A 13674-nucleotide genomic window follows, 5' to 3' on the forward strand; every position below is an offset into this window, starting at 1 on the left:
CCCTTGGGCGTCGGCTCAGCTCAGGTTGCTGAGCACCTTGTCGACGCGGTCCAGCGTGAACGGCTTGGAGAGCACCGGCCGATCGCGGTGCGATTGGGCGATGCTGTCGTCGGCGCCGCCGGTCGCGAGCACGAAGGGGATGCCGAGCTCAGCGAGCTTGTCGGCGATCGGCCAGCTCTGCTCGCCCCCGCGCAGGTTGACGTCGAGGATCGCCGCATCGATGCCGCCCGCCCCGATCCGGTCGAGCGCCTCGGCGACGTTGTCGGCGGTACCCGCCGGCACGCGGTCCAGCGCATCGAGGAAATCCTCGAGCATCATGGCGATCAACGGCTCGTCTTCGACGATGAGAATGTTACGCGGACCCTGCATGCTACCCCCTTTGCAGGAAAAATTGTTTCGTGCCAAGCACTTATTTGACCACTAAGATCTCCTGAACCGCTTCTGCAAGTTGTTGCACCGAAAAGGGTTTCGGGAGAAAGGCGACATTGTCGAGATCGATCGAACGGCGCAATTGTTCCTCGGCATAGCCGGACATGAACAGGATCGGCAAATCGGGCCAGCGCTCGCGCACCTTGCGCGCCATGCTCGGCCCGTCCATCACCGGCATCACCACGTCGGAAACCAGCAGGTCCGGCTTCTCCATGGTCTCGATCGTTTCAAGCGCGACCTCGCCATTTTCGGCGGTAACCACCGAATAGCCCTGGCGGGTCAGCGCGCGCTCGGCGATCGCGCGGACCATGTCCTCGTCCTCGACGACCAGGATGGTGCCGGTGCCCCAGAGATCGGCGGGCTTTTCCTTGACCACCGGCAGCTTGGCCACCGCTGCCTCGGGCGCGGTATGGACCGGCAGGTAGATGGTGAACGCCGCGCCGCCGCCGGGATTGTTCTCGGCGAAGATATAGCCGCCAGATTGCTTGATGATGCCGTAGACGGTCGACAGGCCCAGCCCGGTGCCCTTGCCCACTTCCTTGGTGGTGAAGAAGGGCTCCCAGATCTTGGGCAGGATCTCGGGCGGTATGCCGGTGCCGGTGTCCGAGATGCGCAGCGCGGTATAGTCGCCGATCGGCAGGACATCATCGTCCATCCGCCGGACGTCGGCGGAGGAGACCGCCAGCGTCTCGATCGTCAGCGAACCGCCGCCGCTCGGGTTCTTGCTGAGCATCGAATCGCGGGCGTTGACCGCGAGGTTGACCACCACCTGCTCGAGCTGCCCCGGATCAGCGCGGACCGGCCCCAGGTTGCGGCCATGCTTGACGTCGAGCGACACCGTCTCGCCGAGCAGCCGCTTGAGAAGGTTGGAGACCTCGGAGATGATGTCGGGCAGCTGCAGCACCTGCGGACGCAGCGTCTGCTGGCGCGAGAAGGCGAGCAGCTGGCGGGTCAGGCTCGCGGCGCGGTTCGAGTTGGCGCGGATCTGCTGGATGTCGTCATAATCGCTGTCGCCGGGCGAATGGCGCATCAGCATCAGGTCGCAATGGCCGATGATCGCGGTAAGGATATTGTTGAAATCGTGCGCGACGCCGCCGGCGAGTTGGCCCACCGCCTGCATCTTGGTCGCCTGGGCGATTTGGCGCTTGAGCTTGCCCTCCTCGCCCGAGTCCCTGAGGCTCAGCAGCACCGCGGCATCGCCAAGTCCGCGCGCGCCGGCGATGGTGATCGCCACCGGCTCTTCCGAGGCATCCTTCAGCCGGACCGTGATCTCGAGCGATTGGGGCGCGCCGCCGGCGAAGCGGCGGACCGCGTCGGCCAATGTCGCCTTGTCCTCGCGCACCACCAGGTCGCCCGGATAGAGCGGTGGTGCTGCGGGATTCACGCGCGCAGTGCGGACGAACGCGTCGTTCATCGTCAGGAAGCGACCGTCGCGGTCGATCAGCGCGAGGCCGGTGGGTAACAGCGAGATCAGCGAATGGACGTGCGCCGAAGCGCTGCCCGCGAGCGCGGGGCTCGCGAGCGCGGTCGGCTCCTCGTCGAGCAGCGCGACCAGCAGCGGCGCCTCATCCCCTTCCAAGAACGGGATCTGGAGCACGCGGAGCGGCGTGCCTTCCATGCCTTCGCGCTGGAACCGCACCTGACCGATCGAGTCCGTGATCAGCAGACCGGCAAAGTCGCGGCCATCGGCAAGGGAATCGGCGCTGCCGAGCGCGCGGTGGCGGAACACACGGTTGGCCGAGCGGACACGGCCATCCGGGGCGACCAGCACGACCATCACCCCTGCCCCGCCCAGTCGATCGCCGGTCGGCCCCGCAAGAAGGCCCTGCACCTGCACGGCCAGGTCAAGGGCATGGATGCCGATGAAGCGCCACACCAGCGATTCGTCGCCCACGCGAACGACCCGCACCGCCACCTGCGCGCCGAACACCTGGATGTCGCTGCAACGGCTCTCGCCGTCGCGCCACGCGGCGCGGGCGCATGCGCCGAGCGCGCGCTCGCTCTCGTCGCCGATCGGCAAATTGGGGGGAGTCGGCCAGCCGCCGAACAGCGCCTCGTAGCGCGGATTGGCGCAGACCATCCGGCCGCTGCGATCGGTCACCGCCAGCGCGTCGTCGCTGGCCGAGGCGAGCGCATGGGCGATCGCCCAGTCGGTATAGCGTTCGATGCTGGTGGTCGGCGAGCGGAACAGTCGGCCCATCGCCAGCATCACCCCGGCCGCCAGCAGCGCGGCGGCAAGAAAGCCCATCGCGATCGCACGATCGTTTAGGCCGGCAAGGATCACACCCGCCGCAGCGACGCCGGTCACCACCACGGCCACGATCGGCAGCAGCAGCGACGGCTTGGGAAGTTCGGCGTCGGGCAGACTGGCCATGATGCACCGTTGTTCCGTCCCGGCGCCAGCGTCAAGCGCCGATCGCGTCAGTTCGGATGCGGCGATACGCTGATCTCAGGCGCCCAGGCTACGGAGGTGCAGCCGGCGCTTCCGCTTGCGGAGGATCCACCAGCGCCACAACAGTCCGCTACCGAAATAGCCGAGCACGGATAGCGCCACCGCGATCGTGACGAGCCCCGTTAACGTCGCCGGCCCGGCCTGGTGCAGCAGCCAGTCCAGCCAGCCCGGCGCATCCCCCGCCAGCACGTGCCGTGCAGCGCCGGGGCCGAGCATCCAGCTGCCGATCCAATAAGCGGCGACCCAGAGGGGCGGCGTGGTCAGCGGATTGGTGAAGAAGGTCGTCGCTGCAGCGGCCGGGATGTTGGCGCGCAGCGGCAGCGCGAGAAAGGCAGAGGCCGGAATTTGCCCCATCGGCACGAGAATGCCGGTCAGCATGCCCAGCGCCACCCCGCGCGGGACCGAGCGACGGGTGAAACGCCACAGGGACGAGTGCATCACGCGGCTGGCCACCGGCTTCAGCCAGCGATGCGTTTCGATCGACTCCCGGCTCGGAATCGCCTTGTCCGCCAGGCGCTGCAGGCGACCGGAGCGCGCCACGTCAGCCACGGTCGCGGAGGATGCGCGACTGCTCGCGCTTCCAGTCGCGTTCCTTGATGGTCTCGCGCTTGTCATGCGTCTTCTTGCCCTTCGCCAGCGCCAGTTCGACCTTCGCGCGTCCCTTGCCGTTGAAATAGACCGACAGCGGGACCAGCGTCATGCCCTCGCGGGCGACGGCGCCGTGCAGCTTGTTTATCTCGCGCTCGTGAAGGAGCAATTTACGCGGCCGCTTCGCCTCGTGGTTGAAGCGGTTGCCGTGGCTGAACTCGGGGATGTTGGCGTTGACCAGCCATACCGCCTCGTCCTTCACCTCGGCATAGGCCTCGGCGATCGAGCCCTCGCCGAAGCGCAGCGACTTCACCTCGGTCCCGGTAAGCACCAGGCCGGCTTCGTAGGTCTGTTCGATGAAATAGTCGAAGCGGGCGCGCCGGTTCTCGGCGACGGTCTTCACTTTGTCGAAGGTAGCGGGACGCGGACGGGCCATAAGACCGCGGGATGTAGGGATGCTCGGCCCGGAGCGCCAGACGTTTGTTGGCGCTCCAGGCCGTTCCTCAGACCAGGCCGGCGAATTCGAGCGCGGCGTCAACCGCCTTGCGGCTCGCCTCGCCCGCTTCGGTCATCGGCAGGCGGAGTTCCTGGGGGAAGCCCGGGCGCACCCGGCCCATCGCGTACTTGACCGGCCCCGGCGAGGCATCGGTGAACATCGCGATGTGGAGCGGATAGAGCTTGTCGTGGAGCGCCAGCGCCCTGGCGTTGTCGCCCGTTGCCCAGGCGGCCTGGAACTCGGCGCACAGCTTGGGCGCGACATTGGCCGTCACCGACACGCAGCCGACGCCGCCCATCGCGTTGAATGCCAGCGCCGTCTCGTCATTGCCCGAGAGCTGGACGAAGCCGGTGCCGCAGCCCGCGCGCTGCTCGGACACGCGACTGAGGCTTCCGGTCGCGTCCTTCACGCCGACGAACGTCTCCGGAAACGCCTGGACGATCCGCGCCATGGTGGCGGGCTGGATGTCGGTTACCGTCCGGCCGGGCACGTTGTACAGCACGATCGGCAGGTCGGTCGCCTCGGCCACCGCGGCGAAGTGGCGGAAGATGCCTTCCTGGCTCGGGCGGTTGTAATAGGGCGGCACCATCAGCGCGGCATCGGCGCCGGCATCCCTGGCGGCATGGACGTTGTCGATCGCCACCTTGGTGTCGTTCGAGCCGGCGCCGGCAAGGATCTTCACCCGGCCTTTCGCCTGATCGGCACAGACCCGCACGATGTGGAAATGCTCGTCCTTGGGCATGGTCGCGGCCTCGCCGGTGGTGCCGCAGGGCACCAGTGCCGACGAGCCTTCGGCAATCTGCCATTCGACGAGCGCGCGGAAATCCTCCTCCGCGAACGCGCCGTCATGGAACGGCGTCACGAGCGCAGGGATCGATCCAGAAAACATCGCGCGGAATCATCCTCTTTTTTCGGTAGAAACGGGGTGGCAGATACGGGCGGATCTCCTATCATGTCCAGATGGTCGGTACGGTACTCAAAGGCGCGTTGTTGTTCGCCGGTGTTTCGGGACTGGCGGCCTCCTCGCAGGTGAACCCTGCGATGCTGGCGGCCCTGGCGGGCGGCTTCGTGCCGCAGGCCCAGGCCCAGTTCGATCCGGTCAGCACGGCGCTGGTCGAATGGAAGCGCCTGCAGCAGTCGGACAATTACGCCTTTTCCGACTATGCCAATTTCCTGCTCGCGCATCCCGGCTGGCCCGGCGAGAAGAGCAGGCGCGCGGCCGCCGAGACGATCCTCGACAGCGGCACGACCATGCCGGACCTTGTGGTCCGATTCTTCACCCGCTTCCCGCCGATCACGCCCGCCGGACGCCTGCGCTATGCCGAGGCGCTCGCCGCGACCGGCCGCCGCGCCGAGGCGGAGGACCAGGCACGCCGCGCCTGGCGCGCGGGCATCCTGCGCACCACGGACGAGAGCGAGCTGCTTGCGTCCTTCGGCACGGCGCTCCGCCCCGCCGATCACGACGCACGCGAGGACATGCTGCTCTGGCAGGGGGCAACCAGCATCGCGACGCGGCAGCTACCCTTCACCTCTCCCGAGCGGCGCCCGGTGTTCGACGCGCGGATCGCCTATCGCACCAATGCCTATGACGCGGCGACCAAGGCCAGCCTGGCGGAAGCGCGCGGCGGTTCCGACCATGGCTATATCGCCGATCGCGCCCGATGGCTGGGCCAGACCGGCCAGACCCAGCTGATGCGCTCCTACCTCGCCCAGCCGCGGCGCATGGCGGGTTTTCCCGGCGACCCGGAGAAATGGTACGAGGTGCTGCTCTCGGCGGCGCGCGGCGCGGTGGCGGATGGGCAATACGACCTCGCCTATCGCATCGCCTCGCAGGTGGACGACGCCTTTCCCTCGGGCACCGACGTCAGCGATCTCTCGCTCGGCGTGCGCGACGATTATACCAGCCTCACCTGGCTCGCCGGCACCGTGGCCCTCTACAATCTCGGGCGGCCGAACGATGCCGTGGGCATGTTCGCCCGCTACGGCCATGGGTCGAAGACGCCGGGCACCCAGTCCAAAGGTCTCTACTGGGCCGGGCGCGCCGCCGAAGCGGCCGGCAATGCGACCAGCGCGCGCACCTATTATGCAAGTGCGAGCGGCTTCCCGGACCTGTTCTACGGTCAGCTCGCCGTGGAGCGGCTCGGCCAGCCCTTGCGCGGGCCGCGTGACCTCACCGGCAAGGCACCGGCGCCGGGCGCGCGCGAGGCTTTCTACCGCCGCGAACTCGTCCGCGCCGCGCAGCTGCTCGGCCAGATGGGCAACCGCAGCGACCAGAGCCTGTTCCTCCGCAAGATCGCCGAGGATGCGACGACCGAGGACGACCATCTCCTCGCCGCCGATCTCAGCCGCACGCTGGGCCGCCCGGATCTGGGCGTGATGGTCGGCCGCAGCGCGTTGCAGAACGGCCTGTCCGACTATAGCGCCGCCGGCTATCCGTCGGTGAAGGTGCCCGAGGGGCAGCGCGATTACTGGACGATCATCCACGCCATCGCGCGCCAGGAAAGCCAGTTCAACCGCGACGCGGTCAGCCGCGCCGGCGCACGCGGGCTGATGCAGCTGATGCCCGGCACCGCGCGCGAGACGGCGGGCAAGCTCGGCATGGGCTATGACGCGAGCGCGCTCAACGCCGACACCGACTATAACATCCAGCTCGGCTCGAGCTATTTCCAGCGGATGCTGACCTATTATGGTGGCTGCTACCCGCTCGCCGTGGCAGCCTATAACGCGGGTCCGGGCAACGTGAACAAATGGCTGCGAGCCTATGGCGACCCGCGCCTCCCCGGCGGCGACGTGATCCGCTGGATCGAGCAGATCCCGATCTTCGAGACCAAGAATTACGTCCAGCGCGTGCTGGAAAATGCCGTGGTCTACGACCTGATGAACCCCTCCTATGCGCGCAGCAAGGGCACGGCGAACCTCAGCTGGTATCTGGGCAAGAGCCGGCCGGGCTGATAGCGCGGGCCGATCATGAACGATCGCCCCAACTATATCACCCCCGCCGGCTATGGCGCGCTCAAGGCCGAGTACGACCAGCTGTTCGGGACCGAGCGCCCCAAGCTGGTCGAGACGATTTCCTGGGCAGCGGGCAATGGCGATCGCTCCGAAAACGGCGATTACATCTATGGCCGCAAGCGCCTGCGCGAGATCGATCGGCGGCTGGGCTTCCTCGCCCGGCGGATGAAGGCGGCCAAAGTGGTCGATCCCAGCCGGCAGGAGGATCGCAGCGGGGTGTTCTTCGGCGCCTGCGTGACGATCGCCGACGAGGACGACAACCACCGCACGCTCACCCTGGTCGGCGACGACGAGGCCGATGCCGCCAAGGGACTGGTCGGCTGGAACGCGCCGCTCGCCCGCGCGCTGCGCGGTGCCCGGGTCGGCGACCTCCGCCGCGTGACCCTGCCCGCGGGCGAGCGCGAATATGAAGTGATGGCAATCACCTATCCCTGACGCGCCGGGGTCTGCCGGGTTTGCGGCGGACCGTTCCCCTGCCCCGCCCCCCATCTGTCCCAGACTGCTACAGATACTCGCGGCCCGACATCATGGGCGTGTACAAAGGGAGCATATGGCGCAGCAGCGAATCCTGGTTTCGGGACGGGTACAGGGGGTCGGCTATCGCGACTGGGTGGTGCGCACCGCGCAGCGCGGCGGGCTCACCGGTTGGGTACGCAATCTGCGCGACGGGCGCGTCGAGGTGCTCGCCGCCGGGGAAGACACCGCGCTGGGCCTCTTCGTCGAGGCCTGCCGCGAAGGCCCGCCCATGGCGCGGGTCGAGCATGTCGAAAGCGCCGCCGTGCCCGAGGACAAGCCGCACAAGGGCTTCACCAAGCGGTTCACCGCCTGATCCGAGTGGGTCAGGGTTCGGCCAGCGCGCTGCAATCGCCGCCGAGATGCTGGCCGAACATCGGGCTTTCGGTGCCTAGTTCCGCCGCCGGGTCCTTGCCGATCTGGTAGCGGACGGTGCGGCCGTCGCCGGCATCGGCATCCACAAGCCATGCATCCTGGCCATTCACCTTCGCGCTGCCGGCCACCTTGAGCGTAAAGTGCCCCAACCCCTTGTCGTACTGGAAGAAGGGCAGATGATAGGTCTTTCCTTCAGCCAGCGGCAACGCGGCGAAGGTCAGGCCCCATAGATTGCCGTCCCATACCGTGCCGGGTGCGGATAACTGCGTCTCAGCCTTGTCCGGCCGCGTCACTTGGATCGTCCTGCCGTCATAGCGGACGCGGACATGCTCGACCCCGTTTCGGCGGCTGTCCATGCGAAGCGGCGTGAGGTCGCCACGCCGCAGCACGAAATGGTCGCGCATGTCGAACCTGCCGTCGCCGACGCGCTGGTGGACGATGATGTCCCAGACGGGGGTAGACCCCTCGGTCGCGGCGCGGACGCGCTGCCAGGTCTGGCCGATCGGCTTGCCCTCGCGGGTCAGCGCATAGCAGGCGCTGCCTTCGCGGAGACGGGAGCCGTCGGGCACCGCCATGTCCGGCAACGGCGTGGCAGCGATCAGCATCAGTGCAAGCATCCTATGGCTCCCCTCTGGTCGAGAGCCGTACCATAGCAGCAATACACCGTAGAAAAGCAAGCGCCGGATCAAGCCCCTCGGCTCGACCCGGCGCGTTCAGGCTCAGCGCGTCAGCTTCTTGTAGGCCAGCGCGGTCGGACGATCGGCGGCGTCCCCCAGGCGACGGCGCTTGTCTTCCTCATAGGCTTCGAAATTGCCCTCGAACCATTCGACATGGCTGTTGCCTTCGAAGGCAAGGATGTGGGTGGCGAGACGGTCGAGGAAGAAGCGATCGTGGCTGATCACCACGGCGCAGCCCGCGAAATTCTCGATCGCCTCTTCCAGCGCACCCAGCGTTTCCACGTCCAGGTCGTTGGTCGGTTCGTCGAGCAGCAGCACGTTGCCGCCGCGCTTCAGCATCTTGGCGATGTTGACGCGGTTGCGCTCGCCGCCCGACAGCTTGCCGACGTTCTTCTGCTGGTCCTGGCCCTTGAAGTTGAACGCGCCGACATAGGCGCGCGTCGACTGGTCGTGGCCGTTGATCTTCATATAGTCGAGCCCGTCCGAGATTTCCTCCCAGACGTTCTTGCTGTCGTCGAGGTGGTCGCGGCTCTGGTCGACATAGCCGAGGCGGACGGTCGAACCGATCTCGATGTCGCCCGAGTCCGGGGTCTCCTGGCCGGTGATGATCTTGAACAGCGTCGACTTGCCCGCGCCGTTCGGCCCGATCACGCCGACGATGCCGCCCGGCGGCAGCATGAACGAGAGGTTCTCGAACAGCAGCTTGTCGCCATAGGCCTTGGAGATGTTCTTGGCCTCGATCACCTTGCCGCCCAGGCGCTCGGGCACCTGGATGACGATCTGGGCCTTGCCCGGCGTGCGGTTTTCCTGGCTGGCGACCAGCTGCTCGAACTTGGCGATACGCGCCTTCGACTTGGTCTGGCGGGCCTTGGCGCCCTGCCGGATCCATTCGAGCTCGTCCTTGATCGCCTTCTGGCGGCCGGTGGCCTCGCGGTCTTCCTGCTCGAGGCGCTTGGCCTTCTTCTCGAGATAGGTCGAGTAATTGCCTTCGTACGGGAAATACTTGCCGCGATCGATCTCGAGGATCCAGTCGACGACGTTGTCGAGGAAATAGCGGTCGTGGGTGATCATCAGCACCGCGCCGGCATATTCCTTGAGGTGGTTTTCCAGCCAGTTGACGCTTTCGGCGTCGAGGTGGTTGGTCGGTTCGTCGAGCAGCAGGATCGACGGCTTCTGGATCAGCAGCCGGGTCAGCGCGATGCGGCGCTTTTCACCGCCCGACAGGTTCTCGACCGGCCAGTCCGACGGCGGGCAGCGCAGCGCTTCCATCGCGACTTCGAGCTGGTTGTCGAGCGTCCAGCCGTCGACCGCGTCGATCTTGGCCTGGAGATCGCCCATCTCCTCCATCAGCGCGTCGAAATCGGTGTCGTCCTTGGGATCGCCCATCTCGGCCGAGATGGCGTTGAAGCGATCGACCATGTCCGCCACTTCGCGCGCGCCGTCCTTGACGTTCTCGAGCACGTTCTTGGTCGGATCGAGCTGCGGCTCCTGCGGCAGATAGCCGACGGTGATGTTCTCGCCCGGCCATGCCTCGCCGGCGAAATCCTTGTCGATGCCCGCCATGATCTTCATGAGCGTCGACTTGCCGGCGCCGTTGGGGCCGACGATACCGATCTTGGCGCCCTGGTAGAACTGCAGGTTGATGTTGTTGAGCACCGGCTTGGGGGCGCCGGGGAAGGTTTTGGTCATGTCCTTCATGACGAAGGCGTACTGCGCAGCCACGGTGGCGGATCTCCGTTGCGAGAATTCTGGATGCTGGAAAGACGCGTGGCATGTAGCGATGCGGGCGCGGGTTGGCAACGCGGGGGTTGGCGGAGAGACCATGTCTCTCAGAGACCGACCAGCGTTCTGGAATCCCTCCACCCCACCCCCTCATCCTCCGAGGAGGAGGGAGTTAAACATGCTTTCCAAACCGCTCATCCCCCATTGCAATCGTTCCGCCGCTGGTTAGCATCCGCAGCATGACCAAGCGCCTCCTGCTTGCGGCCACTGCCGCGCTCGCCCTTCCCCTCCCCGCGCTCGCGCAGACCGCCGACCAGGTGGCCAAGGTCCGCGACGCCGCGCTGCAGGACACTGTGGCCTGGGACGTGACCGAGGGCCTCACCACCGAGATCGGCCAGCGCCTCGCCGCGACCGAAGCCGAGGCGCGCGCCCGCGCCTGGGGCGTCAAGAAGCTGACTGCGCTGGGCTTCCAGAACGTCCATATCGAGACCTACCGCATGCCGGTCTGGATCCGCGGCGTGGAAACCGCCGAAGTGCTTGGGCCGTCGGCGCAGAAGCTGACGATCGCCGCGCTCGGCTATTCGGGCTCGACCGGCGCGCAGCCGCTGGAGGCAGAGGTCGCCTATTTCGCCTCGCTCGCCGATCTCCAAGCCGCGCCTGCCGGCAGCCTCAAGGGCAAGATCGCCTTCATCGACCATGCGATGGTGCCGACCCAGGACGGCTCGCAATATGGCTATTACGGCGCCGTCCGCCGCGCCGGGCCGAGCATCGCCGCGACCAAGGGGGCCGCCGCGGTGCTGATCCGCTCGATCGGCACCGACCATCACCGCAACCCGCACACCGGCGTCACCACCTGGGCCAAGGGCGTGTCGCCGATCGCCGCCGCCGCGCTCTCCGTGCCCGATGCCGAGCAGTTGGTGCGCCTCGTCAAGCGCGGGCCGGTGCAGCTGCGGCTGAGCGTGACCCCGCAGTTCAAGGGCGAGGCCGAGTCCGGCAACGTGATCGCCGACATCCCGGGCAGCGACCCCAGCGCCGGCATCATCGTCGTCGGCGGCCATCTCGACAGCTGGGACCTCGGCACCGGCGCGATCGACGACGCCTCGGGCGTGGGGATCACCACTGCGGCTGCGCTTCACGCCGCGAAGCTCGGCCAGCCGCGTCGCACGATCCGCGTCGTCTGGTTCGGTGCCGAGGAAGTCGGCGGCTTCGGCGGCGCGGCCTATGCCAAGGCGCACGCCAAGGAGCGCCACGTGCTCGCGATGGAATCCGATTTCGGCGCCGACCGCGTCTGGAAGTTCGAGACCAACCTTCCCGAAGGCGCCAAGGCAATTGGCGACCGGCTGGAAACCGCGCTCTACCCGCTCGGCATCGAGCGCGGCCGGAGCAAGGCGCATGGCGGCACCGATGTCGAGCCGATCCTCGCGCTCGGCGTCGGCACGATCGGGCTCAACCAGGACGGGCTGCGCTATTTCGACCTGCACCACACGCCCGACGACACGCTCGACAAGATCGATCCGGCGCAGCTCCGCCAGAATGTCGCCGCCTGGGCGTCGATGCTGGCAATCGCGGCCAACGCGCCGGAGGACATCGCCGCCCTCCCCCCCGAAAAGGGCGAGTGACGGCCGGTCCCGAATTCGGGCGGAAACATGGCAAAGTCACGGCGATGCGACATATTTGGGTTTGACGCGTTGCTCGCCGTGCCCCATGCAGCGGGCTCGACGCGCGGCCCCTTTCGGCTGCGCAACGGATTTGGACGTAGGAGCAACCGGATGACCAAGCTTCGCCTGATGGCCGCGGCAGCCCTGCTGACGCCGCTTGCGGCATGCGGCGGCGGCGAAGGCAATTTGTCCGACGGCGCGAACGTCGCGCCCGAGGCCAATGCGATGATCTACCAGAACGACGCCGAGGATCGCGCCAATGCCGAGGCCGAGGCGATGATCGGCAACGCCGCGCCGGACAACGGCGTCGAACCACCGGTCGCCAACGCACAGTAAGCCGTACCGGCCGAACCCATCAGGGGCGTCCTTTCGGGGGCGCCCCTTTTTTGTGGCTCAATAGCCCGCTTCGATCGCCATCCGGACGGCATCCGCCGCGGTGCGCACGCCCAGCGCGCGGAACATCGCCGCACGGTGCATCTTGATCGTCCGCTCGGTCAGGCCGAGGTCATAGGCGATCTGCTTGTTGAGCTTGCCCGCCGCCATCGCGATCAGCACCGAGCGCTGGCGCGGGGACAGACCGTCGATCTTGTCGCGCGCGATGGTGGCGCGGTGCGCGGTACCGTCCTTCGGCCCCTCCACCTCCATCTGCGAGCCGAGGAAATATTCGAGCTCGCCATCCTCGCCGAAGATGGGCGCGACCAGCAGCGCGTTGCGGAACGGCGTACCGTCCTTCTTGTAGTTGAGAATCTCCACCATCACCGGCCGCTTCTCACGCACGCCGGCACTCAGCGCCTCGCTGAGCCACGGCTCGGTCTTGTCACCGGCGAGGAACCGGCAGTTGCGGCCGATGATTTCATCCCGGCGATACCCCGTCAGGCTGACAAAGGCGTCGTTACAATCGATGATGGGATTGTCGGGGAGCCTGGGGTTGCTAAGCACCGCGGCGACGGCGCTTCCGGCGATCATGTCGGTCAGTGGCATTGGTCGGCTTTCCGCATCCTTTTGGGGCCGCAAATCTGCATACCCTTTTGTCCATGTTCCCGGTTTCCCCCGGGTTCCTCATGTGGAGGACACTCGATGCCGGCGCGCCACGCAAATGCTGCCGGTGAAACGAAAGGTAGGCCCGATGAACTTCTTCTGCAACGATATAGAACGGGCCGACAACGAAACAGGCGCCGAAATGGTCCCCCACGACGTGCAGGAAGCGGTGCGGACGCTGCTGCGCTGGGTCGGCGAGGATCCGGAGCGCGAGGGCCTCCGCGACACGCCGCTGCGCCACGCCAGGGCCTGGCGCGAATATTGCGCCGGCTATGACGAGGATCCCGGCATGCACCTCGCCCGCACCTTCGAGGAAGTGGCGGGCTATGACGAGATCGTGCTGCTGAAGGACATCCCCTTCCAGTCGCATTGCGAGCACCATCTCGCGCCGATCACCGGCAAGGCCTCGATCGCCTATCTGCCGAAGGACCGGGTGGTCGGCATCTCCAAGCTCGCCCGCGTGCTCCACGGCTATGCCCGCCGCCTGCAGATCCAGGAGCGGCTGACCGCCGAGATCGCGCAGGCGATCTGGACGCACCTCAAGCCGGCCGGGGTCGCGGTGGTGATCGAGGCGCAGCATGGCTGCATGACCGGGCGCGGGGTGAAGACCCACGGCGTCGGCATGGTGACCAGCCGCATGCTGGGCTGCTTCCTCGAGGATCGCAGCAGCCGCGCCGAGCTGATGTCGCTGATGGGCTATTGAGCGGGACCGCG

The 13674-nt window shown here is 67.1% G+C and carries 14 protein-coding genes; 6 read left to right on the plus strand and 8 right to left on the minus strand.

Translation table 11 applies throughout. The annotated features are described in order from the left end of the window. Window positions 1–15 precede the first annotated feature (15 nt). From CA234_RS11855 to dapA, 5 genes are all read right to left on the minus strand, one after another. Complete coding sequence (locus CA234_RS11855; RefSeq protein WP_125974444.1) at window positions 16–369, minus strand: response regulator; 354 nt, start codon at window positions 367–369, stop codon at window positions 16–18. Window positions 370–409: 40 nt separating this feature from the next. Next, complete coding sequence (locus tag CA234_RS11860; RefSeq protein WP_125974446.1) at window positions 410–2803, minus strand: response regulator; 2394 nt, start codon at window positions 2801–2803, stop codon at window positions 410–412. A gap of 75 nt (window positions 2804–2878) precedes the next feature. Beyond that, window positions 2879–3430, minus strand: coding sequence for a DUF2062 domain-containing protein (locus CA234_RS11865; protein WP_342449835.1), 552 nt, complete (start codon window positions 3428–3430; stop codon window positions 2879–2881). After that, entirely contained in the window at window positions 3423–3905 is a 483-nt protein-coding gene (smpB, locus tag CA234_RS11870) for an SsrA-binding protein SmpB (RefSeq protein ID WP_010545579.1), read from the minus strand. Before smpB ends, CA234_RS11865 begins: the two co-directional genes overlap by 8 nt. Window positions 3906–3972: 67 nt before the next feature. After that, window positions 3973–4854 carry a 4-hydroxy-tetrahydrodipicolinate synthase gene (dapA, locus tag CA234_RS11875; protein ID WP_125974450.1) on the minus strand — a complete coding sequence of 294 codons (882 nt, stop codon included), beginning with the start codon at window positions 4852–4854 and terminating at the stop codon, window positions 3973–3975. Between the two features lie 71 nt (window positions 4855–4925). On the opposite strand from dapA, the gene CA234_RS11880 reads away from it, so the two are divergent. The 3 genes from CA234_RS11880 (at window position 4926) to CA234_RS11890 (ending at window position 7806) form a co-directional block, all read left to right on the plus strand. Next, a complete protein-coding gene (locus CA234_RS11880; protein ID WP_125974452.1) occupies window positions 4926–6917 on the plus strand; it encodes a lytic transglycosylase domain-containing protein in 1992 nt (663 codons plus the stop codon). A 15-nt stretch (window positions 6918–6932) separates the two neighbouring features. Then, a complete protein-coding gene (gene greB / locus CA234_RS11885; RefSeq protein ID WP_125974454.1) occupies window positions 6933–7412 on the plus strand; it encodes a transcription elongation factor GreB in 480 nt (159 codons plus the stop codon). Between the two features lie 115 nt (window positions 7413–7527). Continuing rightward, window positions 7528–7806, plus strand: coding sequence for an acylphosphatase (locus tag CA234_RS11890; RefSeq protein WP_125974456.1), 279 nt, complete (start codon window positions 7528–7530; stop codon window positions 7804–7806). Between the two features lie 10 nt (window positions 7807–7816). Here CA234_RS11890 and CA234_RS11895 read toward each other — a convergent pair whose 3' ends face one another. Both CA234_RS11895 and ettA read right to left on the minus strand, forming a co-directional pair. Next, a complete protein-coding gene (locus CA234_RS11895; protein WP_125974458.1) occupies window positions 7817–8482 on the minus strand; it encodes a hypothetical protein in 666 nt (221 codons plus the stop codon). Window positions 8483–8584: 102 nt separating this feature from the next. After that, window positions 8585–10264, minus strand: coding sequence for an energy-dependent translational throttle protein EttA (ettA, locus tag CA234_RS11900; protein ID WP_126001779.1), 1680 nt, complete (start codon window positions 10262–10264; stop codon window positions 8585–8587). A gap of 239 nt (window positions 10265–10503) precedes the next feature. Here ettA and CA234_RS11905 point away from each other — a divergent pair, with 239 nt between their 5' ends. Together CA234_RS11905 and CA234_RS11910 are read left to right on the plus strand one after the other, a co-directional pair. Then, on the plus strand, window positions 10504–11883 hold the full coding sequence (locus CA234_RS11905) for a M28 family peptidase (protein ID WP_125974462.1): 1380 nt from the start codon (window positions 10504–10506) through the stop codon (window positions 11881–11883). Between the two features lie 150 nt (window positions 11884–12033). Further along, entirely contained in the window at window positions 12034–12258 is a 225-nt protein-coding gene (locus CA234_RS11910) for a hypothetical protein (protein ID WP_125974464.1), read from the plus strand. A gap of 57 nt (window positions 12259–12315) precedes the next feature. On the opposite strand, the gene CA234_RS11915 is transcribed toward CA234_RS11910, so the two are convergent. Continuing rightward, window positions 12316–12903, minus strand: a complete 588-nt coding sequence (locus CA234_RS11915) for a helix-turn-helix transcriptional regulator (protein ID WP_164521794.1) — start codon at window positions 12901–12903, stop codon at window positions 12316–12318. Between the two features lie 145 nt (window positions 12904–13048). On the opposite strand from CA234_RS11915, the gene folE reads away from it, so the two are divergent. Beyond that, window positions 13049–13663, plus strand: a complete 615-nt coding sequence (gene folE / locus CA234_RS11920; protein ID WP_126001780.1) for a GTP cyclohydrolase I FolE — start codon at window positions 13049–13051, stop codon at window positions 13661–13663. The last annotated feature ends 11 nt before the right edge of the window (window positions 13664–13674 follow it).

The organism is Sphingomonas sp. ABOLE (genome assembly GCF_003950455.1).
In the GTDB taxonomy this organism is placed as follows: Bacteria; Pseudomonadota; Alphaproteobacteria; order Sphingomonadales; family Sphingomonadaceae; genus Sphingomonas; species Sphingomonas trueperi.

What these genes read in the sequence shown, in the direction of transcription:
- CA234_RS11880 (WP_125974452.1), top strand. Translation starts at nt 4,926, where the DNA reads ATGGTCGGTACGGTACTCAAAGGCGCGTTGTTGTTCGCCGGTGTTTCG.
- CA234_RS11895 (WP_125974458.1), bottom strand. Translation starts at nt 8,482, where the DNA reads ATGCTTGCACTGATGCTGATCGCTGCCACGCCGTTGCCGGACATGGCG.
- CA234_RS11905 (WP_125974462.1), top strand. Translation starts at nt 10,504, where the DNA reads ATGACCAAGCGCCTCCTGCTTGCGGCCACTGCCGCGCTCGCCCTTCCC.
- CA234_RS11890 (WP_125974456.1), top strand. Translation starts at nt 7,528, where the DNA reads ATGGCGCAGCAGCGAATCCTGGTTTCGGGACGGGTACAGGGGGTCGGC.
- CA234_RS11915 (WP_164521794.1), bottom strand. Translation starts at nt 12,903, where the DNA reads ATGCCACTGACCGACATGATCGCCGGAAGCGCCGTCGCCGCGGTGCTT.
- smpB (WP_010545579.1), bottom strand. Translation starts at nt 3,905, where the DNA reads ATGGCCCGTCCGCGTCCCGCTACCTTCGACAAAGTGAAGACCGTCGCC.
- CA234_RS11855 (WP_125974444.1), bottom strand. Translation starts at nt 369, where the DNA reads ATGCAGGGTCCGCGTAACATTCTCATCGTCGAAGACGAGCCGTTGATC.
- CA234_RS11860 (WP_125974446.1), bottom strand. Translation starts at nt 2,803, where the DNA reads ATGGCCAGTCTGCCCGACGCCGAACTTCCCAAGCCGTCGCTGCTGCTG.
- dapA (WP_125974450.1), bottom strand. Translation starts at nt 4,854, where the DNA reads ATGTTTTCTGGATCGATCCCTGCGCTCGTGACGCCGTTCCATGACGGC.
- greB (WP_125974454.1), top strand. Translation starts at nt 6,933, where the DNA reads ATGAACGATCGCCCCAACTATATCACCCCCGCCGGCTATGGCGCGCTC.
- folE (WP_126001780.1), top strand. Translation starts at nt 13,049, where the DNA reads ATGAACTTCTTCTGCAACGATATAGAACGGGCCGACAACGAAACAGGC.
- CA234_RS11910 (WP_125974464.1), top strand. Translation starts at nt 12,034, where the DNA reads ATGACCAAGCTTCGCCTGATGGCCGCGGCAGCCCTGCTGACGCCGCTT.